General features: G+C 70.5%; 24 protein-coding genes. 16 read left to right on the top strand and 8 right to left on the bottom strand.

Going from position 1 to position 25,964, the window contains the following annotated elements:
* Positions 1 to 10: 10 nt before the first annotated feature.
* The 3 genes from G6N45_RS22760 (at position 11) to G6N45_RS22750 (ending at position 2,949) form a co-directional block, all read left to right on the top strand.
* The gene (locus G6N45_RS22760) at positions 11 to 1,021 is read left to right on the top strand and encodes a class I SAM-dependent methyltransferase (protein WP_163725072.1); all 1,011 of its coding nucleotides are present in this window, start codon (positions 11 to 13) and stop codon (positions 1,019 to 1,021) included.
* Positions 943 to 2,184: a THUMP-like domain-containing protein gene (locus tag G6N45_RS22755; protein WP_246228766.1), complete on the top strand. Its 1,242-nt coding sequence runs from the start codon at positions 943 to 945 to the stop codon at positions 2,182 to 2,184. Before G6N45_RS22760 ends, G6N45_RS22755 begins: the two co-directional genes overlap by 79 nt.
* A gap of 75 nt (positions 2,185 to 2,259) precedes the next feature.
* Complete coding sequence (locus G6N45_RS22750) at positions 2,260 to 2,949, top strand: esterase (RefSeq protein WP_163725066.1); 690 nt, start codon at positions 2,260 to 2,262, stop codon at positions 2,947 to 2,949.
* Here the strand turns inward: G6N45_RS22750 and G6N45_RS22745 are convergent.
* Complete coding sequence (locus G6N45_RS22745) at positions 2,946 to 4,223, bottom strand: BamB-related PQQ repeat family beta-propellar protein (RefSeq protein ID WP_163725065.1); 1,278 nt, start codon at positions 4,221 to 4,223, stop codon at positions 2,946 to 2,948. The genes G6N45_RS22750 and G6N45_RS22745 overlap by 4 nt on opposite strands.
* Before the next feature lie 84 nt (positions 4,224 to 4,307).
* On the opposite strand from G6N45_RS22745, the gene G6N45_RS22740 reads away from it, so the two are divergent.
* Positions 4,308 to 5,045, top strand: coding sequence for an acyltransferase (locus G6N45_RS22740; RefSeq protein WP_048418068.1), 738 nt, complete (start codon positions 4,308 to 4,310; stop codon positions 5,043 to 5,045).
* 3 nt (positions 5,046 to 5,048) lie between these two features.
* Here the strand turns inward: G6N45_RS22740 and G6N45_RS22735 are convergent, their stop codons facing one another.
* From G6N45_RS22735 to G6N45_RS22725, 3 genes are read right to left on the bottom strand one after another with little or no spacing between them, the layout of a single operon-like run.
* Positions 5,049 to 6,275, bottom strand: coding sequence for a glycosyltransferase family 4 protein (locus G6N45_RS22735; protein WP_163728910.1), 1,227 nt, complete (start codon positions 6,273 to 6,275; stop codon positions 5,049 to 5,051).
* Between the two features lie 2 nt (positions 6,276 to 6,277).
* On the bottom strand, positions 6,278 to 7,846 hold the full coding sequence (locus G6N45_RS22730) for a 1,4-alpha-glucan branching protein domain-containing protein (protein WP_163725062.1): 1,569 nt from the start codon (positions 7,844 to 7,846) through the stop codon (positions 6,278 to 6,280).
* Positions 7,843 to 8,631, bottom strand: a complete 789-nt coding sequence (locus G6N45_RS22725) for a class I SAM-dependent methyltransferase (protein WP_179965223.1) — start codon at positions 8,629 to 8,631, stop codon at positions 7,843 to 7,845. The genes G6N45_RS22730 and G6N45_RS22725 overlap by 4 nt, the downstream gene beginning before the upstream one ends.
* 195 nt (positions 8,632 to 8,826) lie before the next feature.
* Between G6N45_RS22725 and G6N45_RS22720 the strand changes: the two genes are divergently transcribed.
* The 6 genes from G6N45_RS22720 to mnmA all read left to right on the top strand — a co-directional run bounded on the left by G6N45_RS22720 (position 8,827) and on the right by mnmA (position 14,800).
* Positions 8,827 to 9,618 (top strand): electron transfer flavoprotein subunit beta/FixA family protein, encoded by a 792-nt coding sequence (locus G6N45_RS22720; protein ID WP_043407396.1) that lies wholly within the window; start codon positions 8,827 to 8,829, stop codon positions 9,616 to 9,618.
* 44 nt (positions 9,619 to 9,662) lie between these two features.
* Positions 9,663 to 10,619, top strand: coding sequence for an electron transfer flavoprotein subunit alpha/FixB family protein (locus G6N45_RS22715; RefSeq protein WP_163725057.1), 957 nt, complete (start codon positions 9,663 to 9,665; stop codon positions 10,617 to 10,619).
* Positions 10,620 to 10,801: 182 nt separating this feature from the next.
* On the top strand, positions 10,802 to 11,635 hold the full coding sequence (locus G6N45_RS22710) for a GNAT family N-acetyltransferase (RefSeq protein WP_163725054.1): 834 nt from the start codon (positions 10,802 to 10,804) through the stop codon (positions 11,633 to 11,635).
* Positions 11,635 to 12,492 carry a lysophospholipid acyltransferase family protein gene (locus G6N45_RS22705; protein WP_163725051.1) on the top strand — a complete coding sequence of 286 codons (858 nt, stop codon included), beginning with the start codon at positions 11,635 to 11,637 and terminating at the stop codon, positions 12,490 to 12,492. Before G6N45_RS22710 ends, G6N45_RS22705 begins: the two co-directional genes overlap by 1 nt.
* Positions 12,493 to 12,530: 38 nt before the next feature.
* Positions 12,531 to 13,724 carry a cysteine desulfurase family protein gene (locus tag G6N45_RS22700; RefSeq protein WP_163725048.1) on the top strand — a complete coding sequence of 398 codons (1,194 nt, stop codon included), beginning with the start codon at positions 12,531 to 12,533 and terminating at the stop codon, positions 13,722 to 13,724.
* A gap of 2 nt (positions 13,725 to 13,726) precedes the next feature.
* Positions 13,727 to 14,800 (top strand): tRNA 2-thiouridine(34) synthase MnmA, encoded by a 1,074-nt coding sequence (gene mnmA, locus G6N45_RS22695; protein ID WP_163725045.1) that lies wholly within the window; start codon positions 13,727 to 13,729, stop codon positions 14,798 to 14,800.
* Here the strand turns inward: mnmA and G6N45_RS22690 are convergent.
* Positions 14,797 to 15,450, bottom strand: a complete 654-nt coding sequence (locus G6N45_RS22690) for a sensor domain-containing protein (protein WP_163725042.1) — start codon at positions 15,448 to 15,450, stop codon at positions 14,797 to 14,799. The two genes, mnmA and G6N45_RS22690, sit on opposite strands and share 4 nt — an antisense overlap.
* A 35-nt stretch (positions 15,451 to 15,485) precedes the next feature.
* Between G6N45_RS22690 and G6N45_RS22685 the strand changes: the two genes are divergently transcribed.
* Positions 15,486 to 16,499, top strand: coding sequence for a uroporphyrinogen decarboxylase/cobalamine-independent methonine synthase family protein (locus G6N45_RS22685; protein WP_163725039.1), 1,014 nt, complete (start codon positions 15,486 to 15,488; stop codon positions 16,497 to 16,499).
* Between the two features lie 12 nt (positions 16,500 to 16,511).
* Here G6N45_RS22685 and G6N45_RS22680 read toward each other — a convergent pair whose 3' ends face one another.
* Both G6N45_RS22680 and G6N45_RS22675 read right to left on the bottom strand, forming a co-directional pair.
* Positions 16,512 to 18,128: a 4-coumarate--CoA ligase family protein gene (locus G6N45_RS22680; RefSeq protein ID WP_163725036.1), complete on the bottom strand. Its 1,617-nt coding sequence runs from the start codon at positions 18,126 to 18,128 to the stop codon at positions 16,512 to 16,514.
* Positions 18,125 to 18,580, bottom strand: coding sequence for an MmcQ/YjbR family DNA-binding protein (locus tag G6N45_RS22675; protein WP_163725033.1), 456 nt, complete (start codon positions 18,578 to 18,580; stop codon positions 18,125 to 18,127). The genes G6N45_RS22680 and G6N45_RS22675 overlap by 4 nt, the downstream gene beginning before the upstream one ends.
* A gap of 72 nt (positions 18,581 to 18,652) precedes the next feature.
* Here G6N45_RS22675 and ligA point away from each other — a divergent pair, with 72 nt between their 5' ends.
* Positions 18,653 to 20,761 carry an NAD-dependent DNA ligase LigA gene (ligA, locus tag G6N45_RS22670; RefSeq protein ID WP_163725030.1) on the top strand — a complete coding sequence of 703 codons (2,109 nt, stop codon included), beginning with the start codon at positions 18,653 to 18,655 and terminating at the stop codon, positions 20,759 to 20,761.
* Here ligA and G6N45_RS22665 read toward each other — a convergent pair.
* Complete coding sequence (locus tag G6N45_RS22665) at positions 20,758 to 21,426, bottom strand: ACT domain-containing protein (RefSeq protein WP_163725027.1); 669 nt, start codon at positions 21,424 to 21,426, stop codon at positions 20,758 to 20,760. The genes ligA and G6N45_RS22665 overlap by 4 nt on opposite strands.
* An 84-nt stretch (positions 21,427 to 21,510) precedes the next feature.
* Here G6N45_RS22665 and gatC point away from each other — a divergent pair, with 84 nt between their 5' ends.
* From gatC to gatB, 4 genes are all read left to right on the top strand, one after another.
* Positions 21,511 to 21,810 carry an Asp-tRNA(Asn)/Glu-tRNA(Gln) amidotransferase subunit GatC gene (gene gatC / locus G6N45_RS22660; protein ID WP_043414858.1) on the top strand — a complete coding sequence of 100 codons (300 nt, stop codon included), beginning with the start codon at positions 21,511 to 21,513 and terminating at the stop codon, positions 21,808 to 21,810.
* Positions 21,807 to 23,309, top strand: coding sequence for an Asp-tRNA(Asn)/Glu-tRNA(Gln) amidotransferase subunit GatA (gatA, locus tag G6N45_RS22655; RefSeq protein ID WP_163725022.1), 1,503 nt, complete (start codon positions 21,807 to 21,809; stop codon positions 23,307 to 23,309). The genes gatC and gatA overlap by 4 nt, the downstream gene beginning before the upstream one ends.
* 17 nt (positions 23,310 to 23,326) lie before the next feature.
* Positions 23,327 to 24,358 carry an ATP-dependent 6-phosphofructokinase gene (locus G6N45_RS22650; protein WP_163725019.1) on the top strand — a complete coding sequence of 344 codons (1,032 nt, stop codon included), beginning with the start codon at positions 23,327 to 23,329 and terminating at the stop codon, positions 24,356 to 24,358.
* A 101-nt stretch (positions 24,359 to 24,459) separates the two neighbouring features.
* The gene (gene gatB / locus G6N45_RS22645; RefSeq protein WP_163725017.1) at positions 24,460 to 25,962 is read left to right on the top strand and encodes an Asp-tRNA(Asn)/Glu-tRNA(Gln) amidotransferase subunit GatB; all 1,503 of its coding nucleotides are present in this window, start codon (positions 24,460 to 24,462) and stop codon (positions 25,960 to 25,962) included.
* Positions 25,963 to 25,964: the final 2 nt, after the last annotated feature.

Genomic DNA, 25,964 nt, shown 5'->3' with positions numbered 1-25,964 from the left:
GCTGCCCTGCATGACGGAAACGAAGGAACCCGGCGCTCACCCAGATGTCGCCGACCCGGCTCCGACGCCGCGCGCGACCAAGGAGCAGGTCGAAGCCGCGATGCACGACTCCAAGCTCGCCCAGGTGCTCTACCACGACTGGGAGGCCGAGACCTACGACGAGAAGTGGTCGATCTCCTACGACCAGCGGTGCGTCGACTACGCCCGTGGCCGCTTCGACGCGGCGGTGCCCGACGAGGTGCAGCGCGAACTGCCCTACGACCGCGCACTGGAACTGGGCTGCGGCACCGGTTTCTTCCTGCTCAACCTGATCCAGGCGGGGGTGGCGCGCCGCGGGTCCGTCACCGACCTGTCGCCGGGCATGGTCAAGGTGGCCACCCGCAACGGGCAGGGTCTCGGCCTGGACGTCGACGGGCGGGTCGCCGATGCCGAGGGCATCCCGTACGACGACAACACCTTCGATCTGGTGGTCGGCCATGCCGTGCTGCACCACATCCCCGACGTGGAACTGTCGCTGCGCGAGGTCGTGCGCGTGCTCAAGCCGGGCGGCCGATTCGTCTTCGCCGGCGAGCCGACCACGGTCGGCAACCGTTACGCCCGGGAGCTCTCGACGCTGACCTGGCAGGTCGCGACCAACGTGACCAAGCTGCCGATGCTCTCGCAGTGGCGCCGCCCGCAGGCCGAACTCGACGAATCCTCGCGCGCGGCAGCGCTGGAGGCCGTCGTCGACCTGCACACCTTCGATCCCGGCGATCTCGAGCAGATGGCCGCCAACGCCGGCGCGGTCGAGATCCGCACGGCCAGTGAGGAATTCACGGCCGCGATGCTGGGCTGGCCGATCCGGACGTTCGAGGCGGCAGTGCCGCCGGGCCGGCTCGGTTGGGGCTGGGCCAGATTCGCGTTCACCAGCTGGACCACGCTGTCATGGGTGGACTCCACCGTGTGGCGGCGAGTGGTGCCGAAGGGCTGGTTCTACAACGTCATGGTGACGGGGGTCAAGCCGGGCGGCACGCCGTCGTAGCCTTCGGCCTCGACGATGTGAGCTTTCTGCGCAGCGATGCCGGGCGGCTCGCTCTGGCCGAGGTCGGCCGGCTCGCACTCGGCACCGCCACCCTGGTCGCCGACATCGGTTCGGTGAGAACGCGATTCGGCGACCGTGCCGCGGTGCTGGTGGAGACCGTGCAGCTGCGGCGCCGGGCCGCGGCGAAGTTCACCGACGCATCGGAGTGGTTGTTCACCGACGAGGCCCTGCAGCAGGCCACCGCGGGGCCGGTGGCCGCGCATCGCGCGCGGCGGCTGGCCGGGGCGACGGTGCACGACGCCACCTGCTCGATCGGTTCCGAGCTTGTGGCGCTGCGGAATTCGGCCGCGTACGTGGTGGGCAGCGACCTCGATCCGGTACGGCTGGCGATGGCCCGGCACAACGTGGGTGCCCAGGTGGTGCTCTGCCGGGCCGACGCGCTGCGTCCCGTCACCGGGAACGCCGTGGTCGTGGTGGACCCGGCGCGGCGCAGCGGCGCCAAGCGCCGATTCGATCCGCGCGCCTACCAGCCGCCGCTCGACGAGCTCCTGGTCGCGCTGGCAGGCCGCGATCACGTGGTGAAATGCGCTCCGGGAATCGATTTCGCGATGATGGCCGAACTGGGTTTCGACGGGGAGATCGAGGTCACCTCACTGTCGGGAAGCGTGCGCGAAGCCTGTCTGTGGTCGGCCGGGCTGACCACGGCCGGGGTCCGCCGCCGCGCGACGGTGCTCGACACCGGTGAGCAGCTCACCGACACCGAGCCCGACGACTGCGACGTGGCGCCGGCCGGCCGGTGGCTGATCGACCCGGACGGCGCCGTCGTGCGGGCCGGCCTGGTGCGTCACTACGCGGCCCGGCACGGTCTGTGGCAGATCGACCCCGACATCGCGTATCTGTCCGGTGACCGGCTGCCTGACGGAGTACGCGGCTTCGAGGTGCTCGAACAGCTTCCCTACAGCGAACGCCACCTGCGGCAGGCGCTTTCGGCGCGGGCGGTGGGGGCGTTGGAAATCCTGGTCCGCGGTGTCGACGTGGGCCCCGACGCGTTGCGCACCCGGCTGCGGCTGCGCGGAGACGACCGCGCTTCGGTCGTCATCACCCGCCTCGGTTCCGGGGCGGCAAGCCGGGCAACGGCATTCATATGTCGTCCGTCACGGTGATCGCTCACGTACCCTGGCGGACATCCGACCATGCGCCGTCGCACCTGTGGCGCCGAATCCTGAGGACTGTTGACGATGCGTAAACTCGCCGCTGCTCTCCTGGCCGCCGGTGTGCTGGCCGGCTGGGGCGCCACGCCTGCGGCCGCCGCGCAGCCGGCGTGCGCCGACCTCGGCGGCACCGTGGACGCCGAGCAGATCTGTCACGTCCACGTGGAGAACAAGACCTACACCCTCGACTACATCTTCCCGGCCGACTATCCCGACCAGCAGGCGCTGATCGCCTATCTGACCCAGACCCGGGATGGCTTCGTCAACGTGGCGGAGATGCCGGGTTCGTGGAATCTGCCGTACGTGCTCGACGGAAAGGGAACGGGCTACCGCGCCGGGCCGGATGAGGGCGGCACGCGCAGCGTGGTGTTCGAGGTGTACGAGAACGTCGGCGGCGCGCACCCGCAGACCTGGTACAAGGCGTTCAACTGGGACGTCGTCAAGAAGGCGCCCATCACGTTCGACTCGTTGTTCAGGCCCGGCACCCGGCCCGTGGACGTGATCTTCCCGATCGTGCAGTCCGAGGTGTCGCGCCAACTGGGGGTCGAGGCCCCGATCGCCGCGGCGGACGGGCTCGACCCCTCGAAGTACTCAGAGTTCGCCCTGACCGACGACTCGATCATCTTCTTCTTCGGTCAGGGTGAGGTCATGGGCGGCGCCGGCGGTGCGCTGCAGGCGACCGTGCCCCGCTCGGCCGTCGCGGCGATGCTCGCCTAAGCCGGCGCGAAGCCGTACACCCGGCCGTCGCTGGTCGCGGTGACGACCCTGCGGTCGTGTCCGACCGACACCCCGACCGGCCAACCGGTGGCTCCCGGTAACCGGTAGGTGTTCACGATGTGTCCGTCGCCGAGGGCGAAAACCGTCAGCGCCATACCATCGCCGTCCGCGGCCACGGTGTAGCCGACGCCGGCCAGGCTCGCCGTGGACAGCGGGGACACGTCGTCGCGGCTCCACACCTTCTCCGGACCGTCGCCGGTGTCGCGGATCGCGGTCAGCCGGGCACCCGGACCGCCGCCGGCCACGATCAGCCCGTCGGGGGATACCGAGGGCGGTGTCTGGGCCAGATAGTCCAGCGGCATCGACCACTTCGCGGAGCCGTCGTCGGTGTTGATCGCCCAGAGCCGCTCGTCGCGGCCGTTGACGTACGCCGTGGCGCCGTCCGCGGAGAGCACGGGGCTGGCCAGCGGGCCGCGTCCCACCGCGTCGCTGGTCCATTCGCGGGTGATCAGCGGTGTCTGCCCGGGCCGGTAGCGCAGGCCGACCAGCACGGGCGCCTCGGCGCCCGGTTCCCACACCGTCAGCACGATGACCTTCGACGCATCGGAGTACGCCGGTGCGGCGGCGACGGGGCAGGCCGGCCCGCCCAGCCTGCAGTCCTGCAGGCCGCGTTCGGAGTCGCGCGGGTTCACCCCGGCCACCAGGTCCATCGCGCTGCCCGCCACGGTGCCGCGGTGGGAATCGAACACCAGCACCTGGCCCAGGTGGGTGACGACCAGCAGCATGCCCGGATCCAGGAACCGCATCGTCATCGGCATGCCGATCACCGGTTTCCGCCAGCGGGCCCACTGCGTCACCGGGAAGGACATCACGAGCCCCGGCTGCCCGACGTAGAGGTTGTCGAAGCCGTCGAAAAGAGGACTCGCCAGGCCGCCGCCCTGGTAGAGCCGCGTGCACCAGCGTTGCCGCGCACGGTTGTTCGACTCCCAAACCATCAGCGAACATCCGCCGGCGGTCTGCGCGTTGACCGCGAGATAGTTGCCCGAGCCGAGCGCAGCCTGCGCGCCGAGGTCGCCCTTGACCGAGCGCATCCACTCCAGCCGCAGCGTGTCGGCACCCGACACCGGGGAGGAACTGCTGTTGGCGGCATCGCCGTACTGGGCGGCCCAGCCCGACGCGGCGCGGGACTGCACCCAGGAATCGGTGCTCCCGCAGCCGGCCAGCGCGCCCGCGATCAGCACGGTGGTGGCCAGCACGAAGATTCGCCGGAACACGGGATCCCTTCTGGTCGCGGTGTACGTCGAGCCCACGTGAGGGTAACCGCTCGCTGCCTCTGTCCTCGCGTAGGCTTTCCGGCCATGACGACGATGTGGGGCGCGCCGTTGCACAAGCGCTGGCGCGGGTCGCGCCTGCGCGATCCGCGGCAGGCGAACTTCCTCACTCTGGCATCGCTGCGATGGGTGCTGGCCAACCGGGCGTACACCCCGTGGTACCTGGTGCGCTACTGGCGGCTGCTGAAGTTCAAGCTGGCCAATCCGCACATCATCACCCGCGGCATGGTGTTCCTGGGCAAGGGCGTCGAAATCCAGGCGACCCCGGAGTTGAGCCAGATGGAGATCGGCCGCTGGGTGCACATCGGCGACAAGAACACGATCCGCTGTCACGAGGGCTCGCTGCGGATCGGCGACAAGGTGGTGCTCGGCCGCGACAACGTCATCAACACCTACCTCGACATCGAGCTCGGGGATTCGGTGCTGATGGCCGACTGGTGCTACATCTGCGATTTCGACCACCGGATGGACAACATCGAGCTGCCGATCAAGGACCAGGGCATCATCAAGGGCCCGGTGCGGATCGGGCCCGACACGTGGGTGGGTGTGAAGGTCAGCGTGCTGCGAAACACCACGATCGGGCGGGGCTGTGTGCTCGGTTCGCACGCGGTGGTGCGCGGGGACATCCCGGACTTCTCGATCGCGGTCGGTGCGCCGGCGAAGGTGGTCAAGAACCGCAAGGTGTCGTGGGAGACCTCGGCGGCCAAGCGCGCGGAACTGGCCGCCGCGCTGGCCGACATCGAACGCAAGAAGGCGTCTCGCTGACGGTCACAGGCCGGGCAGCGCCCGCTCCGCGATCGGCCTGCGGGGCTGCGGCCTGCGCTCGCCCCGCTTCGCGCCGAGGTACACCTGCGCCGTCTCCTCGGCGACGGTGCGCCAGGCGAATTCGGACGTGAGCCGCTCGCGCGCGGCCGTCGCGGCACCCTGGGCGGCCGCGGGCGCGTCGAGCACGGCACGCACGGCGGCCGCGAGGGCGGCCACATCGCCGGGCGGGAACGACCGGCCGGTGGTCCCGTCGATCACGGCTTCGCCGAGACCGCCCGCGCTGGACGCGACCAGCGGCACGCCGGCGGCAGCGGCCTCGAGCGCGACGATGCCGAACGGCTCGTAGCGCGACGGCAGCACGGCGGCGTCCGCCCGGTGCAGCAGGGCCAGCAGCTGCGCGTGATCGACGAGGCCGACGAAGTTCGTTGCCTTGAGCACCTTGTGCTTTCGGGCCTGCGCCGTGAGGAACGCCAGCTGGGTGCCGTCGCCGGCGATGGTCAGCGTCGTCCCCGGGTGGGTGCGCCGGATGCGTGGCAGCGCGGCGATGGCGTCGTGCACGCCCTTCTCGTACTCCAGGCGGCCGAAGTACAGCAGCTCGGCGGGACCCGAATGCGCCCGGCGGGGCGCGAACGGCCAACCGGCGGTGTCGATTCCGTTGCGGATGACGCAGATCTCGGACAGCCCGGGGCCGAACAGCGCGGTGATCTCGTCGCGCATCGACGCCGAACAGGCGATGAGAGAGTCGGATTCGTGCACCAGCCAGGACTCGAGCGCATGCACCTGGCGGCTGACCGGACCCGACACCCATCCCGAATGCCGGCCCGCCTCGGTGGCATGGATGGTGGAGACCAACGGCACGTCGAAGAACTGGGCCAGCGCCACGGCGGGGTGGGCGACCAGCCAGTCGTGCGCGTGCACCACGTCGGGCCGCCAATCGCCGAGCATCAGGCCGGCCCGGACCATCGCGTGCCCCATGGCCAGCGTCCACGCCATCATGTCGGTGCCGAAGGCGAACTCGTGCGGATCCTCCGCGGCCGCGATCACCCGCACTCCGTCGCTGACCTCGTCGGTGGTGGGGTGCGTCGCCGGGTCGGTGCCCGTGGGCCTGCGGCTGAGCACCACGACGTCGTGGCCCGCTGCGGCGAGTTCGGTCGCCAGATGGTGCACGTGCCGGCCCAGCCCGCCGATGACCACCGGCGGGAATTCCCAAGACACCAGAAGGACTTTCATCGTCACGCGCTCGGCAGTCTCCGCGCGTCCAGCGCGCCGAACAACCCGTCGGCGCGGTTCCAGCCCTGCGCGAGGCGCTGCGCCTGCTCGGTGCGGCCCGACGCCAGCGCATCGGCGATCTCGCGGGTGGCGTGCGCGTGCAGGTGCGCCCGGTAGCGCGCGTAGTCGGCCGCCGAGTCCTTGCTGACCATGAACGGCCAGTCGCTGGACACGGTCAGCAGCGTTTCCCGCAGGATCTGGTCGGCGACGAACATCCGGGGCCCCGGCGCACCCCGCGCGGCCGCGTGGGCCAGTGCCTTGTCCACCGTGCTGAGCGCCGTGTCGACGACCTCGGTGTTCAGCCGCACCAGATCGGCCACCTGATCGCCCGCCCACACCTGCCAGTCCTTGCCGGAACCCCATGAGCTGGGCGGTAATTGGACCGGGGCGCCGACGTAACCCTCGGTGAGCGCGTCGGTGAGCGTGCCGACGCGCACACCCGCTTCCGGCAGGGCCCGCAGCACCTTCTCCAGCCAGAGCGGTCCCTCGTGCCACCAGTGACCGAACAACTCGGTGTCGAAGGCGGCGATGACGTGAGCGGGCCTGCCGATCCGGGCGCTCTCGTTGATCAGCCGTTCCCGCACGGTGGCGACGAAGTCGGCGACGTGGCCGTCGACGGCGGCCGCCGCCCGCTCGGGATCGTAGGGCGCCTTCGCCTCCGACGGCACGTTACGACCGGTCACCCGAGCCGATTTCAGGCCGGTGGCATGGTCGTAGGTGTGGAAGTCGCGGTAGGCGGCGTGTCCGGGATAGCCGGACTTCGGGGACCACACCCGGTAACTGACGGCCAGATCGCGGCCGAACGCGACGACGTCGGAGTCGCCGACCGGGCGACCGAGCGCGGTGTCGCCGTGCAGGGAGGGGCCGTCGACCATGAAGTGGCCCACCCCGGCGGCGGCGAAGTCGATCTCCATGCCCGGTGCGTAGGCACACTCCGGCGCCCAGATCCCGGCTGGGCGGTGCGCGACGCGCTGCTCGGCGTCGGCCAGCCCCTCGCGCAGGGCGAACTCGCGCAGACGCGGATTGAGCAACGGCTGGAACGGGTGCGCCAACGGGCCGCCGAGCAGTTCGATGACGCGCCCGTCGATGAGGTCCCGCAGCACCGGGCTGCCACCGTGCCGCCACAGCGTCTCGAACTCGGCGAGCTCGCGATCGGCCTCGGCTTGCTCACGGGAACCGAAGCGGCGCAACGCCTCCGGCTCCGATGCCGGTGACGGGCCGGACGCCGTGCGGGTGGTCGCGGCTTCGCCGGCGCGCAGCCGCCAGTTGGCCAGCCAGTGATGCATGCCCTGGAGGCAGTAGGGATCGTCGAGCTGGGCGGCCACCACCGGGGTGACGCCGAGGGTGACCAGGTGCTGCCGATCCTCGTCGGCCAGGGTGCGCAGCACCCGCACCAGCGGCAGGTACGACGCCGACCAGGACTGGTAGAGCCATTCCTCGCCGACCGGCCAGCGGCCGTGGTGGGCCAGCCACGGCAGATGGGTGTGCAGGACGAAGGTGAACAGCCCGGGTACGGGCTTCGCTGCGCTCACGACCGCACCGCGATCGCGACCAGATCCAGGCTGTCGTCGATGTCCCGGCCGTCGGTGATCTCGAAGTCGTCGACGGTGACCGACTCTATGTCGGCGAGCAGTTCGGCCGGCCACGGCGCATCGGCGAGCGCGCGGGCGATCTGCGCATCGATGATCGAGCCGCCGTGGCGCGCGTCCAGCTCGGCGAGCCGGGGACCGTGGAACACCCCCAGCATCGATTCCACGCTCAGCCCGGCATCCGCGAGCAGTTCGGTCAGTTCCGCGGCATTGAGTTCCCTGGTGTGGAACGGGTTGACCGGGGTGTCGCGGCCGGGGGAGAAGGTGATGCGGTTGGGCGTGGACATCAGCAGCAGCCCGCCGGGGCGCAGCACCCGGCGGCACTCGGCGACGAACTGGCCCTGGTCCCAGAGATGCTCGATCACCTGGAAGTTGACCACGACGTCCACCGACTCGGCGGCCAGCGGCAACTCGGCGAGGTTGCCGTGGCGCATGTCGACGCGCGGATAGCGGGCCCGGACGTGCGCCACCGCCGACTCGTCGTAGTCGAGGCCGATCACCCGGCGGGCGACGTCGGCGATCAAGTCGGCGCCGTAGCCCTCACCGCAGCCCGCCTCGAGCACGTCACGGTCGCGGCACTGGTCCAGCAGGCGGCGGTACACGACCTCATGCCGACGGAACCAGTAGTTCTCCTCGGCGATACCGGGGACGGTCCGCTCACCCGTCAGCGCCATGGGGGCGTCAGCCGGCTGCGTCTCAACCGCTGAGTGGGTCACGTGTGCGCTCATCGGAGGCAGGCTAACCCGTAACCGAGCGATGACGAACAGTTCATCGGACCCCGGCGGGCGAGAACGCAAACTTCGACCAGCTATGGTGTTTTTGCGAACCGCCTTAAGTTACCCACTGGTAACCTCGGGGTGAGAGCTCCAAACGTGATAAGGCGGGCCGGTCACCGGCCCCTTCGAGAAGGACGAGCTGCAGTCATGACGAACATCGTGGTTCTGATCAAACAAGTTCCCGACACATGGTCCGAGCGCAAGCTGTCCGAGGGCGACTGGACCCTCGACCGTGAGGCCGCCGACGCCGTGCTCGACGAGATCAACGAGCGCGCGGTCGAGGAAGCGTTGCTGATCAAGGAGCGTGAGGGCGGCGACAGCACTGTCACCGTGCTGACGGCCGGCCCGGAGCGGGCCACCGAGGCCATCCGCAAGGCGCTGTCCATGGGTGCGGACAAGGCGGTGCACCTGGTCGACGAGGGCCTGCACGGTTCGGACATGGTGCAGACGGGCTGGGCGCTGGCCCGTGCCCTCGGCACCATCGAGGGCACCGAGCTGGTCATCGCCGGCAACGAGGCCACCGACGGGACCGGTGGCGCCGTGCCTGCGATCATCGCCGAGTACCTCGGGCTGCCGCAGCTGACGCATGTGCGCAAGCTCACTGTGGAGAACGGCAAGGTCACCGGCGAGCGCGAGACCGACGACGGCGTGTTCACCCTCGAGGCGTCGCTGCCCGCCGTGGTCAGCGTCAACGAGAAGATCAACGAGCCGCGCTTCCCGTCCTTCAAGGGCATCATGGCCGCGAAGAAGAAGGAAGTGACCAAGCTGACGCTCGCCGAGATCGGTGTGGAGTCCGATGAGGTCGGCGTCGCCAACGCCGGTTCCAAGGTGCTGTCGTCGACGCCGAAGCCGCCCAAGACCGCGGGCGAGAAGGTCACCGACGAGGGCGAGGGCGGCACGAAGATCGCCGAGTACCTGGTCGCTCAAAAAATCGTGTAGTCCCCAACTCTCATCCACCCCCACAACTCAGAGGCAACGAACCCATGGCTGAAGTACTCGTGCTCGTCGAGCACGCCGAAGGTGCGCTGAAGAAGGTCACCGCCGAACTGATCACCGCCGCCCGCTCGCTGGGCGAACCGTCCGCCGTCGTGGTGGGCAAGCCCGGCACCGCCGAGCCCCTCGTGGACGGCCTCAAGGCAGCCGGCGCGGCGAAGATCTACGTCGCCGAGTCCGACGACGCCGAGAACTACCTGATCACCCCGTACGTCGACGTGCTGGCCTCGCTGGCCGAGACCGCGACGCCCGCGGCCGTCATCCTGGCCTCCAGCGCCGACGGCAAGGAGGTCGCCGGCCGGCTGGCCGCGCGCATCGGCGCGGGCATCCTCAGCGATGTCGTCGAGGTCCGCGAGGGCGGCAAGGCGATCCACTCGATCTTCGGCGGCGCCTACACCGTCGAGGCCGAGGCCGTCGGCGACACCCCGGTGATCACCGTGCGCCCCGGCGCGATCGAGGCCGAGCCGTCCGACGGCGCCGGCGAGGTCGTCACCGTCGAGGTGCCGGCTCCCGCCGAGAACGCCACCAAGATCACCAAGCGGGAACCCGCCGTCGCGGGTGACCGCCCCGAGCTGACCGAGGCGACCGTCGTCGTCTCCGGCGGCCGCGGTGTGGGCAGTGCCGAGAACTTCGGCGTCGTCGAGCAGTTGGCCGATTCGCTCGGCGGCGCGGTCGGCGCCTCCCGCGCGGCGGTGGACTCCGGCTACTACCCGGGCCAGTTCCAGGTCGGCCAGACCGGCAAGACCGTCTCGCCGCAGCTCTACATCGCGCTGGGCATCTCCGGTGCGATCCAGCACCGCGCCGGTATGCAGACGTCCAAGACGATCATCGCGGTCAACAAGGACGAAGAGGCGCCGATCTTCGAGATCGCCGACCTCGGCATCGTCGGTGACCTGTTCAAGGTCACCCCGCAGCTGACCGACGCGATCAAGGCCCGCAAGGGCTGATCGCCGCGAGGCACCCGCGTGAGGCCCTCGTCCCCAATGGGGACGGGGGCCTTTCGCCTTGCCGGGCCGTCCCTGTCGGGCCTCTCCGGTCGGGCACGCGCCCCCGAACCGTCACTCACCGCTCACGAACACGTCACGCACCGATTGCCGTCGCGCCGATCGCCTAGGCGACCGTGCAGGCTATGAGCACTGCTTCTGTACTCATCGCCAGCGATCCCGACAGCTCCGCAGCCGCCCACCCCCGCTACTCGCTTCTGCTCTGCACCGACGCCGCCTCCATCGAGGCCGCGCAACGGCTGCGCCACGACGTGTTCACCTCCGAACCCGGGTTCACGCTGGCCGAGCGCGGCCGCCCCGGTCTGGACGCCGACCGGTTCGACGAGTACTGCGACCATCTGCTGGTCCGCGACGACCACACCGGCCAACTCGTCGGGTGCTACCGGATGCTGCCCCCGCCCGGCGCGATCGCCGCGGGCGGCCTTTACACCGCCACCGAATTCGACGTCTCGGCGCTCGACCCGCTGCGGCCCTCGCTGGTCGAGATGGGCCGTGCGGTGGTCCGTGCCGGACACCGCAACGGCGCGGTCGTGCTGATGATGTGGGCAGGAATCCTGGCCTACCTGGACCGCTGCGGCTACGACTACGTGACCGGCTGCGTCTCGGTGCCGGTCGCCGACCCCTCCGGCGCCGAACCGGCGGGCAGCCGGCTGCGGGGCGTGCGGGACTTCGTCATGCGCCGCCACGCGGCGCCGCGCGAGCTCACCGTGCGGCCCTACCGGCCCGTGGTGGTCGACGGCCGCTCGCTGGACGACATCGACCCGCCGGCCCGGGTGTCGGTGCCGCCGCTGATGCGCGGATACCTCAGGCTGGGCGCCCAGGTCTGCGGAGAACCCGCCCACGATCCCGACTTCGGGGTCGGTGACTTCCCGGCGCTGCTGGACAAGCGCCGCGCCGACATCCGCTACCTGACGAGGCTGCGCTCGGCCGGCGCCGCCGCCATGGCGGTCGACGCGTGATGAGCACGCGCACCCACGCCTGGCTGCCTGCGGCCTCCTGCGGCCCGGGCTGCATCGCGGCGGGCGCCGCAGCCGCCGGCCGACGCCCCGTGGTGATGCTCCGGGTCGCGCTGCGGGCGACGCTGACGATGCTGCTGCTGCCGACGCTGCCGCTGCTGGCTGTTCCGCTCCCGGGCCGCTCGCACCTGCAGCGGCGGTACTGCCGCGTGGTGCTGCGCTGCCTGGGCATCAGGATCACCGTCTCCGGCGGTCCGGTCCGCAACCTCCCCGGCGTCCTGGTGGTCAGCGGGCACGTGTCCTGGGTGGACATCTTCGCCATCGGCGCCGTCATGCCGGGCGCCTTCGTCGCCAAGGCGGAGATGGTCGGCTGGCCCGGGCTGGGCACGCTCGCCAGGATGATGAAGGTCATCCCGATCGACCGCGACAATCTGCGCCGGCTGCCCGAGGTGGTGCGCGCCGTCGCGGACCGGTTGCGCGCCGGGCGCACCGTGGTCGCGTTCCCCGAGGGCACGACCTGGTGCGGACTGGCGTACGGGCCCTTCCGGCCGGCCATGTTCCAGGCCGCGATCGACGCGGGCCGCCCGGTGCAGCCACTGCGGCTGAGCTACCACCACCGCGACGGCAGCAGGTCGACGGTGGCGTCCTACATCGGCGACGACAGCCTGCTCACGTCGATCCGCCGGCTCGTCACCGCGCGGCGCACCGTCGTCCACGTCCGGGTCGAGTCGCTGCAGCTGCCGGGCGAGGATCGTCGGGACCTGGCCGCGCGCTGCGAGGCTGCGGTGCGTGGCACCCCGGCGCCCACCGCCGCGCCGGCGGCTCCGGCGTGCGGTGACGGTCACGCGCTGGTCGCCTGAGCAGGGCCGCCCGCTGGTGGCGGCTATTGTGGATCGTTGTGACTGCGCCCGCGGTGTATCTCGACCACGCTGCCACCACCCCGATGCGCCCGACCGCCATCGAGGCGATGACGGCTGTGTTGTCGACGGTCGGGAACGCCTCCTCGCTGCACGGATCGGGCCGGCTGGCCCGCCGCAGGCTGGAGGAGTCCCGCGAGACGCTGGCCCACCTGCTGGGCGCCCGGCCGTCGGAAGTGATCTTCACCGCGGGGGGCACCGAAAGCGACAACCTCGCCGTCAAGGGCATCTTCTGGGCGCGGCGTGACGCCGAGCCCGCCCGCCGCCGCATCGTCACCACGCCGGTCGAACATCACGCGGTGCTCGACGCCGTCGAGTGGCTGGTCGAGCACGAAGGCGCCGAGGTCACCTGGATTCCGGTCGACCGCGACGGGGTGGTTTCGCCTGGGGCGCTGCGGGCCGCGATCGGCGACCCCGCCGATGTCGCACTGATCTCGGTGATGTGGGCCAACAACGAAGTCGGCACCATCATGCCCGTCGCCGAACTGGCGCAGGTTGCCGCAGGCTTCGGCATCCCGATGCACAGCGACGCGGTGCAGGCCGTGGGGCAGGTGCCGGTCGACTTCGCCGCCAGCGGCCTGTCGGCGATGAGTGTCACCGCGCACAAGTTCGGCGGACCCACCGGTGTGGGGGCCCTGCTGCTGCGCCGCGACACCGCCTGTGTGCCCCAGCTGCACGGCGGCGGGCAGGAACGCGATGTGCGCTCCGGCACCCAGGATGTCGCTGGGGTCGTGGCCATGGCCGCTGCGGCGCGCGACGCGGTCGAGACCATGGATGCCACGGCGGCGCGGGTGCGCACGCTACGTGACCGGTTGATCGACGGCGTGCTCGCCACCATCGACGACGTCTACCTCAACGGCGCGACCGGAGCCGGCCGGCTGCCCGGCAACACGCACTTCACCTTCCGCGGCTGTGAAGGTGACTCCCTGCTGATGTTGTTGGACGCCAAGGGAATCGAGTGCTCGACCGGTTCGGCGTGCACCGCCGGTGTGGCCCAGCCCTCGCATGTGCTCACGGCCATGGGCGCAGACCCGGCCAGCGCGCGCGGATCGTTGCGGTTCTCGTTGGGGCACACCAGCACCGAGGCCGACGTCGACGCCGCCCTGGCAGTGCTGCCCGCGGCGGTGGAGCGCGCGCGGCAGGCGGCGCTGGCGAGCTCGGGAGGACGGCCGTAGTCATGCGGGTACTGGTCGCGATGAGTGGTGGCGTCGATTCGTCGGTGGCCGCCGCGCGGATGGTCGACGCCGGACACGACGTCACCGGCGTCCACCTGGCGCTGTCGTCCGCGCCGGGGACCCTGCGCACCGGATCGCGGGGATGCTGCTCGAAGGAGGATGCCGGCGACGCGCGCCGGGTCGCTGACGTCCTCGACATCCCGTTCTACGTCTGGGATTTCGCGGACCGCTTCAAAGAGGACGTCATCGACGACTTCGTCGCGTCCTACGCGCGCGGGGAGACCCCGAATCCGTGCGTGCGCTGCAACGAGCGGATCAAGTTCTCCGCGTTAGCTTCCCGGGCGCTGGCGCTCGGCTTCGACGCGCTGGCCACCGGTCACTACGCGCGCCTGTCCGACGGGAGGCTGCGCCGCGCGGTCGATCACGACAAGGACCAGTCCTACGTACTCGCGGTGCTGACCGCCGAGCAGCTGCGGCACGCGGTGTTCCCGATCGGGGACACCCCGAAAGCGCAGATCCGCGAGGAGGCCGCGCGCCGCGGACTGTCGGTGGCCACCAAGGCCGACAGCCATGACATCTGCTTCATCCCCTCCGGCGACACCAGGGCGTTCCTGGGCGCCCGCATCGGCGTGCGTCCGGGGTCCGTGGTGGATTCCGCCGGTACCGTGCTCGCCGAGCACGACGGGGTGCACGGTTTCACGATCGGTCAGCGCAAGGGGCTCGGTATTCCGGGGCCGGGCCAGGACGGCCGGCCCCGCTACGTCACCGGCATCGACGCCGACACCGGCACCGTGCACGTCGGCGACCTCGCCGACCTGGAGGTCACCTCCCTGTTCGGCGACAAGCCCGTGTACACCTCCGGGACGGCGCCCGAGGGGCCGGTGGAGTGCGTGGTCCAGGTCCGCGCCCACGGCGGCACCGCCGACGCCGTCGCCCGCGTCGGCGACGGGTCGGTCGCCGTCGACCTGCGTGCCCCGCTGCGCGGCGTCGCGCCCGGCCAAACGCTGGTGCTCTACCGTCCCGATCCCGACGGCGACGAGGTGCTCGGCAGCGCGACCATCACTGCGGCGCGCTAGCCCGGCACGTTGTTCGCGATGTTGGTCATCACCATGTCGGGCACCGAGTCGGGGAACGAGCAGAACGTCACCTCGATCATGACCGCGGACTTCACCCGGTAGTCGCGTCCGCACCCGCCGGGGCGGATGGACACCGAATCGTCGGTCGCGCTGACCTCGCCCACCAGCACGGGTCCCTGATCGGTGTCGCCGCAGGCGTCGATCCGCCGGGTCAGACCGGTAAGGGTGCCCGCCGCCGTGGCAGGGTCGACGTACCCCGCGGCGGCCTGGGAGATGAGCGCGCCACGCGCCGGATTCTGGTAGATGGTCTTGTGGAACTCCTCGACCGCGGAGCCGAACACCTGCGTCTCGGCGAACAGCCACTCGCACTGGGAGGGCACGTCCCGCACGACCACCTCGGGCAGGAAGCCGGTGTTCATCGGAATGTCCACCGGTACTTTGCTTTCCGTGCCGGGAATGGCGGTGAGCTCCGGGCCCGAACCGGTGATCGCCTGCAACTGGGCGCGGTCGAGCAGGACGGTGTCGACGTCGACGGGCGACCGGGAATCCTCGTCGAGGCCGGGCGCCGGCCGGGTCGCGGTGCCGGCGACGGTGTACGCGCACCCCGACACCAGGATCGCCACGGCGCAGAGGAGCACGCGGCCCGTCATGCCTCGAGGGTAGTGCGTCGCCTATCGTCGGGCGAGTGACTGCTTTCGCGACCGCCACAGGGGTCGGATCATGGCCGGGGACATCGGCCCGTGACGCGGCCGAGGTGGTGGTGGGGGAGTTGCACCGGCTGCCCCATCTCGTCGAGCTTCCGGGTCGCGGCGTGGGTGCCGACCTGATCGGCCGTGCGGGCGCGCTGTTGGTCGACATCGCGATCGACACGGTGCCGCGCGGGTACCGCATCGCGGCGGGGCGCAGCGGGGTCACCCGGCGGGCGGCCAGCCTCCTCGACGAGGACGTCGACGCGCTGGAGGAGGCCTGGGAGAAGGCGGGTCTGCGTGGCGGCGAGCGTGTGGTCAAGGTGCAGGCGCCCGGGCCGATCACGCTGGCGGCGCACCTGGAACTCGGTGGCGGGCACCGCGCGATCACCGACGCCGGCGCCGTACGGGATTTGACGATGTCGCTGGCGGAGGGGGTGGCCGCGCACCGTGCGCAACTGCAGCGGCGGCTGCAGACGCCGGTGGTCGTCCAGTTCGACGAGCCCTCGCTGCCGGCCGCGCTGGCGGGCCGGTTGTCGGGCGTGACCAGTCTGAACGCCGTGCACCCGGTCGACGAGTCGGTGGTCACCGGGTTGCTCGACGACTGCGTGGCCGCGGTGGGCGGTGAGGTGGCCCTGCACAGCTGCGCCGCCGGACTGCCATGGAAACTGTTGCAGCGCAGCGCGATCGGTGCGGTGTCGGTGGACGCTCACACCCTCACCGCCGCAGACCTCGACGGGGTCGGCGAGTTCCTGGAATCCGGGCGGACCGTTCTTCTCGGGGCGGTCCCCGCCGCAACGCCGGTGACCAAGCCGTCGGTCGAAGAGGTGGCGGCGACGGTGGCCGCGGTGACCGACCGCCTTGGCTTCTCCCGCGCGGTGCTGCGGAACCGTGTCGGCGTGACGCCCACGTGCGGGCTGGCCGGTGCCACCCCGGCGTGGGCGCGCCGTGCCGTCGAGGTGGCGCAGAAGGTCGCCGACGCGTTCGCCGAGGATCCGGAAGCGGTCGGCTGACCGCCCCGCCGGTCAGGCGTTCTTGAGATCCTTGCGCAGGATCTTGCCCGACGCGGATTTCGGTACGGCATCGATGAATTGGACCTGGCGGACCTTCTTGTAGGGCGCCACCTGGCCGGCGACGAACTCGATGACCTCGGCCTCGGTGAGCTCAGCGTCGGCCTGCTTGACCACGTAGGCCTTCGGCACCTCCTCGCCCTCCTCGTCGGGGACGCCGATCACCGCGGCGTCGGCGATCCCGGGATGGCTGAGCAGGACGGCCTCGAGCTCCGCAGGGGGCACCTGGTAGCCCTTGTACTTGATCAGCTCCTTGAGCCGGTCGACGATGTAGACGCACCCGTGCGCGTCGACCTGCGCGAGATCGCCGGTGTGCAACCAGCCGTCGTCGTCGATGGTGGACCGGGTGGCTTCGTCGTTGTTCAGGTAACCGGCCATCACGTTGGGACCCTTGAACCACAACTCGCCGGTCTTGCTCAGGCCCTCCTCCGGCGGCGTGATGTCCTCGCCGGTGTCCGGGTCGACGATCTTGGACACGGCGTTGGACACCGTCCAGCCGACCGAGCTCAGTGGCGCGTCGATCCGCATGTCGTGCTCGCCTGCGTCGAACGGGGTGATGTGGCTGACCGGGCTCAGCTCGCTCATGCCGTACCCCTGCACCACCCGGCAGTCCAGCCGTTCGGCGACCGCGCGTCCCAACTCCGCGTCGAGCGGGGCGGCGCCCGACATCACGACCTTGAGCGAGGACAGGTCGTGCTCGTCGACAAGGGGATGCTTGGCCAGCGCGACGGCCACCGGCGGCGCGATGAACGCGATCGTGACGCGGTGCTCGGCGATGTTGCCGAGGAACCGACCGAGGTCGAAGCTCGGCATGATCACCAGGCGTGCCCGGGCGTGCAGCGCGGCGTTGAGCAGCACCGTCATCCCGTAGATGTGGAAGAAGGGCAGCACGGCCAGCACCACGTCGTCGGGCACCATGCCGTGCAGCGGACGGATCTGCGCGACGTTGGCGACCAGGTTGCGGTGCGTGAGCATCACGCCCTTGGGGTTGCCGGTCGTCCCGGAGCTGTAGGGCAGGGCCGCCAGATGCGACGACGGCGCGAACGTCACTTCCGGAGCAGGCGCTCCCGCCTCGAGAAGCTCCGCCGCGTTGGGGTGCCCGTCGGCGGCGCGGCCCGGGCCGTCGAGCACGACGAGGTTGTCGTCGGGCAACCCGACCAGCTTCGCGGCTTCGGCGGCCTGAGGCGCCAGGGCGGCGACGGTGATCAGCATGACCGCGCGCGAGTCGGTCAGCTGCTTGGCGATGTCCTTGGCGGTGAACAGCGCGTTGATCGTCGTCGCGGTCGCGCCGGCGCGCAGGATGCCGTGGAAGGCCACCGCGAACGCGGAGCTGTTGGGGGCGAGCAGCCCGACGACGTCGCCGACGCCCAGTCCGCGGGCCGCCAGCGCACCCGCGAAAGTGTCGATGCGCGCGATCATCTCGCGGTAGGTGGTCTGCCGGCCGGTGATGGAATCGACAAGCGCGACCCGGTCGAGGTCGGCGTCCTCGGCGCCGGAGAAGTCGGAGAACAGATAGTCGTAGACGCTGGCGGTGGGGATGTCGACTTCGGGGAAGGGGCTCGGGAAGCTCATGGTGTCTCCGATCGAATCATGTCCGGGCCGGACCCGGACTGCCGTTGGTCGAGCTGGCGGAGCAGTTTCTTGGGCGCCCCCATCCGGTAGGAGGCGTCCATCAGTTCACCGACCTCGGCCCAGTCCACGTCGGTGACGGTGAGGTCCAGCCCGAGCCACCCGAACGGGCCGAGGTAGGCCGGGAAGAAGAAGCGGCGATCGGCAGCGAGTGCCCGGCGGTCGCTGTCGTCGACCTTGATCAGCAGCGCGTGCGGGTGCGGCACGTGGTCGCCTTTCGCCCCGCCCTTGCCGGACGCCTTCTCGGAGCCGCCGTACACGGCGAACATCTTGGGCGCGCAGAACACGGGCCTGCCCCACGAGATCTTCTCCAACGCGCCGGGGAAGGCCAGCGCGATCGCGCGCACGTCCGCGAGACCGGGATCGTGTTCGGAGAACATGACCGGATGCGGCATGCCTGCAGCGTAACCAGTCGGCCGGGCCGGTCTCGGAACGTCGGTGTCGGTGCGCTTCGATAGCCTGCCAGGGTGAGTCCCGAGGCGAGCCCCGACGCGGAGGCAGTACTGGCCGAGCAGGCCGGTGAAGGCCCGGCCGCCGATGTGCGCCGCAGCTGGCAGGAGCTCGCCGAACAGGTGCGCGAACATCAGTTCCGCTATTACGTGCGCGACGCCCCGGTGATCTCCGACGCGGAGTTCGACACGCTGCTGCGCCGTCTGCAGGCACTCGAGGACGAGCATCCCGAGTTGCGCACCCCCGACTCGCCGACCCAGCTGGTCGGCGGCGCCGGGTTCGCCACCGATTTCACACCGGCCGGGCACCTGGAACGAATGCTCAGCCTGGACAACGTCTTCGATCCCGAGGAGTTGGGTGCCTGGGCCGCGCGCATCGCAGGCGAGATCGGCCCGGACGCCGACTATCTGTGTGAGCTGAAGATCGACGGCGTGGCGCTGGCTCTGGTGTACCGCGACGGCCGGCTGGTCCGTGCCGCCACCCGCGGCGACGGCCGCACAGGCGAGGACGTCACCCTGAACGCCCGCACCATCGAGGATGTGCCCGAGAAGCTCAGTGCCACAGACGAGTTTTCGCTGCCCTCGGTGCTCGAGGTGCGTGGCGAGGTGTTCTTCCGGGTGGCCGACTTCGAGGAGCTCAACGCGGGTCTGGTCGCCGAGGGCAAGCCTCCGTTCGCCAATCCACGCAACAGTGCCGCCGGGTCGCTGCGCCAGAAGAACCCTGCGGTGACGGCGCGGCGCCGGTTGCGGATGATCTGCCACGGACTCGGCCACGCCGAGGGCTTCGCGCCGGCCAGCCTGCACGACGCCTACCGGGCGCTGGCGGCGTGGGGGCTGCCGGTGTCGGATCACACCGCGAAGGTCAAGGGCCTGGCAGCGGTCACCGAACGCATCGCCTACTGGGGTGAGCACCGGCACGACGTCGAGCACGAGATCGACGGCGTCGTCGTCAAGGTCGACGAGACGGCGCTGCAGCGTCGGCTCGGCTCGACGTCGCGGGCGCCCCGCTGGGCGGTGGCCTACAAGTACCCGCCCGAGGAGGCGACCACCAAGCTGCTCGACATCCGGGTCAACGTGGGCCGTACCGGGCGGGTCACGCCGTTCGCCTACATGGAGCCGGTCAAGGTCGCGGGTTCCACGGTGGGCCTCGCGACGCTGCACAACGCCTCGGAGGTCAAGCGCAAGGGTGTGCTGATCGGCGACACCGTGGTGATCCGCAAGGCGGGCGACGTCATCCCCGAGGTGCTCGGCCCGGTGGTCGACCTGCGCGACGGCAGCGAACGCGAGTTCGTCATGCCGACGCACTGTCCGGAGTGCGGCACCGAACTGGCACCCGCCAAGGAGGGCGACGCCGACATCCGCTGCCCCAACTCGCGCACCTGCCCGGCGCAGCTGCGGGAGCGGGTGTTCCACGTCGCGGGCCGCGGGGCGTTCGACATCGAGGGACTGGGGTACGAGGCGGCGATCGCGCTGCTTCAGGCCGGCGTCATCACCGACGAGGGTGACCTGTTCACCCTCACCGCCGACGATCTACTGCGCACCGAGCTGTTCACCACGCAGAAGGGCGAGGTGTCGGCCAACGGCAAGCGGCTCCTGGCCAACCTCGGCAAGGCCAAGGCGCAGCCGTTGTGGCGGGTGCTCGTCGCGCTGTCCATCCGGCACGTCGGGCCGACGGCGGCGCGCGCCCTTGCCACCGAGTTCGGCAGCCTGGAGGCCATCATGGCGGCCTCGGAGGAGCAGCTCGCCGCCACCGAGGGCGTCGGCCCGACGATCGCGGCGGCGGTCACCGACTGGTTCACCGTCGACTGGCACCGCGCGATCGTCGACAAGTGGCGGGCGGCCGGGGTCCGGATGGCCGACGAGCGCGACGCCAGCATCGAACGCACCCTGGAGGGCATGTCCATCGTCGTGACCGGATCGCTGACCGGGTTCAGCCGCGACGACGCGAAGGAGGCGATCATCGCGCGCGGCGGCAAGGCGGCCAGTTCGGTGTCGAAGAAGACCGCGTACCTGGTCGCCGGCGACGCGCCGGGCTCGAAGTACGACAAGGCGATCGAACTCGGCGTCCCAGTGCTCGACGAGGACGGGTTCCGGCGTCTGCTCGACGGCGGCCCCGACGCCGTCTAGCGCAGGATCGTCGCGATGATGCCTGCCAGATAACCCAGCCGCGCGACCTCGCTCGGGCGGAAGTCGGGTCCGCCGGGGCGGCCGAGCACCACCGCGGTGCGGGTGTCGCCCAGCGGGGCGGCCGCGAGGGTGGTGTCCATGTCCCGCCACACCTGGGGCACCCAGTCGGCACCGGCGTCGAGCGCCTCGGCGTGCTCGAGGGGCAGCCACGGCGTCTCGGCGGCCTGCGTCTCGGGCGCGCCGGAACTGCCGACCACCCGCCGCGGCCCCGCGTCGGTCAGCCGGGCCACCACACACCACCCGACCCGCAGGACTTTCGGCGCCTCGTCGACGAGCACCTGTAGGCGCCGCTGTTTCCCGTCGGCGGCGGCGACGTGGTCGATCAGCTCGAGTTCGCGGTGCGCCTCGAGCAGCCCGGTGTGCGGCCGGATGCTGTCGACGTGGACACCCTTGAGCTTCTCGGCGGCGGTGATGAGCATGTCGGGCATCGCGCCCGGCGCAAGCTCAACCACCAGGTCGTCGACCGCGTAGCCCGCGGCGCGTTCGACCACGTCGAGCGACAGGATGTCGGCGCCCACCGAGCCGAGCGCCACCGCCAGGGAGCCCAGACTGCCGGGCCTGTCTTCCAGCTGGACGCGCAGCAGATACGACGGCACGCGCAACACTGTGTCACGGAGGGCGGGAGGCGGCGACTCGGGCGGAATCGGCGGCTCGGGAGAACTCGATGGCTTGAACTAGGCTTCGTGGTCGTGTCCCAGATCTCCCGAGACGAGGTCGCGCACCTGGCGCGACTGGCCCGCCTCGCCCTGACCGACGGCGAGCTCGACAGCTTCGCCGGCCAGCTCGACGCCATCCTCGGCCACGTCAGCCAGATCCAGGCCGTCGACGTCACCGGCGTCGCGGCCACCGACAATCCGCTCAAGAGCGTCAACGTGTTCCGTCCCGACGAGCCGCAGCCGTGCCTCACCCAGGACGAGGCGCTGGCGCAGGCGCCCAACGCCGTCGACGGCCGGTTCGCGGTGCCGCGGATTCTGGGGGAGCCCGAATGAGCGACACCGACCTGATCCGGCTCGACGCCGCCACGCTGGGGGAGAAGATCGCTGCCGGCGAGGTGTCGTCGACCGAGGTGACCCAGGCCTGCCTGGACCAGATCGCCGCCACCGACGGCGAGTACCACGCGTTCCTGCACGTCGCGGGCGAGCAGGCGCTGGCGGCCGCGGCCGACGTCGACAAGGCCATCCACGAAGCCAAAGCCGACGGTGAACCGCCGGCCTCGCCGCTGGCCGGCGTGCCGCTGGCCCTCAAGGACGTGTTCACCACCGCCGACATGCCGACCACCTGCGGGTCGAAGATCCTCGAGGGGTGGACGTCGCCGTACGACGCGACGGTGACCGCGCGGCTACGTGCAGCCGGTATCCCGATCCTGGGCAAGACCAATATGGACGAGTTCGCGATGGGCTCCTCGACGGAGAACTCCGCCTACGGCCCCACCCGCAACCCGTGGGACACCGAGCGGGTGCCCGGCGGGTCCGGCGGCGGCAGCGCGGCGGCGCTGGCGGCGTTCCAGGCGCCCCTGGCGATCGGCTCCGACACCGGCGGGTCGATCCGCCAGCCGGCCGCCCTGACGGCCACCGTCGGCGTCAAGCCCACCTACGGGACGGTGTCGCGCTACGGCCTGATCGCGTGCGCGTCCTCGCTCGACCAGGGCGGCCCGTGCGCCCGCACGGTGCTCGACACCGCGCTGCTGCACGAGGTGATCGCCGGCCACGATCCGCACGACTCGACGTCGGTCGACGCCCCCGTGCCCGACATCGTCGCCGCGGCAAGGTCAGGGGCCTCCGGTGACCTCACGGGGGTGCGCATCGGCGTGGTCAAGCAACTGCGCACCGGCGAGGGCTATCAGCCCGGTGTGCTGGCGTCGTTCACCGCGGCCGTCGACCAGCTCAGCGCACTGGGCGCCGAGATCAGCGAGGTGGACTGCCCGCACTTCGACTACTCGCTGCCCGCCTACTACCTGATCCTGCCGTCGGAGGTGTCGTCGAACCTGGCGAAGTTCGACGGCATGCGCTACGGCGTGCGCGTCGGAGACGACGGCAGCCACAGCGCCGAGGAGGTGATGGCGATGACGCGCGCGGCCGGGTTCGGCCCAGAGGTCAAGCGCCGGATCATGATCGGCGCCTATGCGCTGTCGGCCGGCTACTACGACGCCTATTACAACCAGGCCCAGAAGGTGCGCACGCTGATCGCCCGCGACCTCGAGCAGGCCTACCGCAGCGTCGACGTGCTGATCTCGCCGGCCACCCCGTCGACCGCGTTCCGCCTCGGGGAGAAGGTCGACGATCCGCTGGCGATGTACCTGTTCGACCTGTGCACGCTGCCGCTGAATCTGGCCGGGCACTGCGGGATGTCGGTGCCGTCGGGCCTGTCGGCCGACGACGATCTGCCGGTGGGACTGCAGATCATGGCGCCCGCCTTGGCCGATGACCGGCTCTACCGGGTGGGTGCGGCCTATGAAGTTGCTCGAGGTCCTCTGCCAACTGCGCTCTGAAAGGGGAGGATGGTCACATGCGCATCGGAGTACTGACCGGCGGTGGTGACTGCCCTGGCCTGAACGCGGTGATCAGAGCGGTGGTGCGCACGTGCGACGTGCGGTACGGCTCGTCGGTGGTCGGTTTCCAGGACGGCTGGCGCGGGCTGCTCGAGGATCGGCGCATCCAGCTCAAGAACGACGACCGCAACGATCGCCTGCTCGCCAAGGGCGGCACCATGCTGGGCACGGCGCGGGTCAACCCCGACAAGCTGCGGGCCGGACTGGACCAGATCAAGCAGACGCTCGAGGACAACGGCATCGACGTGCTCATCCCGATCGGGGGAGAGGGCACGCTGACCGCGGCGCACTGGCTGTCGGAGGAGAACGTGCCCGTGGTCGGGGTGCCGAAGACCATCGACAACGACATCGACTGCACCGACGTCACTTTCGGCCACGACACGGCGCTGCACGTGGCGACCGATGCCATCGACCGGTTGCACAGCACCGCGGAGTCGCATCAGCGGGTGATGCTCGTCGAGGTGATGGGCCGCCACGCCGGCTGGATCGCGCTGAACGCCGGGCTGGCCTCGGGTGCGCACATGACGCTGATCCCCGAGCAGCCGTTCGACGTCGAGGAGGTGTGCCGGCTGGTCAAACAGCGTTTCGTGCGCGGGGATTCGCACTTCATCTGCGTGGTCGCCGAGGGCGCGAAGCCCGCCGAGGGGTCGATGCAGCTGCGCGCCGGCGGCATCGACGAGTTCGGTCACGAGAAGTTCACCGGCGTCGCCCAGCAGCTCGCGATCGAGGTCGAGAAGCGGATCAACAAGGAGGTGCGGGTCACGGTCCTCGGGCATGTGCAGCGCGGCGGCACTCCGACGCCGTACGACCGGGTGCTGGCCACCCGGTTCGGCGTCAACGCCGCCGACGCCGCCCATGCCGGGGAGTACGGGATGATGGTCTCCCTGCGCGGGCAGGACATCGGCCGGGTGCCGCTGGCCGACGCGGTCCGTCAGCTCAAACTGGTGCCCCAGAGCCGCTACGACGACGCCGCGGAATTCTTCGGCTGATTTTCTTCCGGCGAGCAGTCGCAAACTCGCGTTGATCGCCGCGAAAGCGTGCGAGTTCGTGTCTGCTCGCGCAGAAATGGTGACCCACTAGGATCGGGGCCATGTCTGTCGACACCGCCGAGCTGCTGGACTACGACCAGGTCATCGCCGCTTACGAACCGGTCCTCGGGCTCGAGGTGCATGTCGAGCTTTCGACCGAGACGAAGATGTTCTGCGGCTGCGCCAATCGCTTCGGCGGCGAACCCAACACCCAGGTGTGCCCGGTGTGTCTGGGCCTGCCCGGTTCGCTGCCGGTGCTCAACCAGAGCGCCGTCGAGTCCGCGATCCGCATCGGGCTGGCGCTCAACTGCGACATCGCACCCTGGGGCCGGTTCGCGCGGAAGAACTACTTCTACCCGGACCAGCCGAAGAACTACCAGATCTCCCAGTACGACGAGCCGATCGCCATCAACGGCCACCTCGACGTCCCCCTCGACGACGGCAGCACCTGGCGGATCGAGATCGAGCGGGCGCACATGGAGGAGGACACCGGCAAGCTGACCCACCTGGGAAGTGACACCGGTCGTATCGCGGGGGCGACGACGTCGCTCGCCGACTACAACCGCTCCGGCGTTCCGCTGATCGAGATCGTCACCAAGCCGATCGAAGGCGCCGGGGCGCGCGCCCCGGAGATCGCCAGGGCGTACGTGACCGCGCTGCGAGATCTGTTGCGCGCGTTGGACGTTTCCGACGTGCGCATGGACCAGGGTTCGATGCGGTGCGATTCGAACGTCTCCCTCAAACCCGTCGGGCGGGCCGAATTCGGCACCCGCACCGAGACGAAGAACGTCAACTCGCTCAAGAGTGTGGAAGTTGCCGTTCGCTACGAGATGCGGAGACAGGCAGCAGTTCTCGAGTCCGGCGGCGTCGTACACCAGGAGACCCGGCACTTCCACGAGGACGGCTACACCTCACCGGGGCGCAGCAAGGAGACCGCGCAGGACTACCGCTACTTCCCCGAACCGGACCTCGAACCCGTGGCGCCCGATGCCGACCTCGTCGATCGGCTGCGCGCCACCATCCCCGAGCTCCCGTGGTTGTCCCGCAAGCGGGTTCAGCAGGAATGGGGCATCTCCGACGAGGTGATGCGTGACCTCGTCAACATCGGCGCCCTCGATCTGATCGCGGCCACCGTCGACCACGGCGCGTCCAGTGAGGCCGCCCGCGCATGGTGGGGCAACTTCCTGGTGCAGAAGGCCAGGGAAGACGGAGTGGAGGTGTCCGATTTGCCGATCACCCCGGCCCAGGTGGCCGCTGTGGTCAAGCTCGTCGACGACGGCAAGCTGTCGAACAAGCTGGCCCGCCAGGTCGTCGAGGGGGTGCTGGTCGGGGAGGGCGAACCCGACCAGGTGATGACGGCCCGCGGGCTCGCGGTGGTGCGCGACGACTCGCTGATCCAGGCCGCGGTCGACGAGGCGCTGGCCGCGAATCCCGACATCGCCGAGAAGATCCGCGGGGGCAAGGTCCAGGCCGCCGGCGCGATCGTCGGTGCGGTGATGAAGGCGACGAAGGGCCAGGCGGACGCCGCACGCGTGCGCGAACTGGTCATGGCCGCCTGTCAATGACG

The organism is Mycolicibacterium psychrotolerans (assembly GCF_010729305.1).
In the GTDB taxonomy this organism is placed as follows: Bacteria; Actinomycetota; Actinomycetes; order Mycobacteriales; family Mycobacteriaceae; genus Mycobacterium; species Mycobacterium psychrotolerans.
This window is presented reverse-complemented; position numbering and strand designations above follow the sequence as displayed.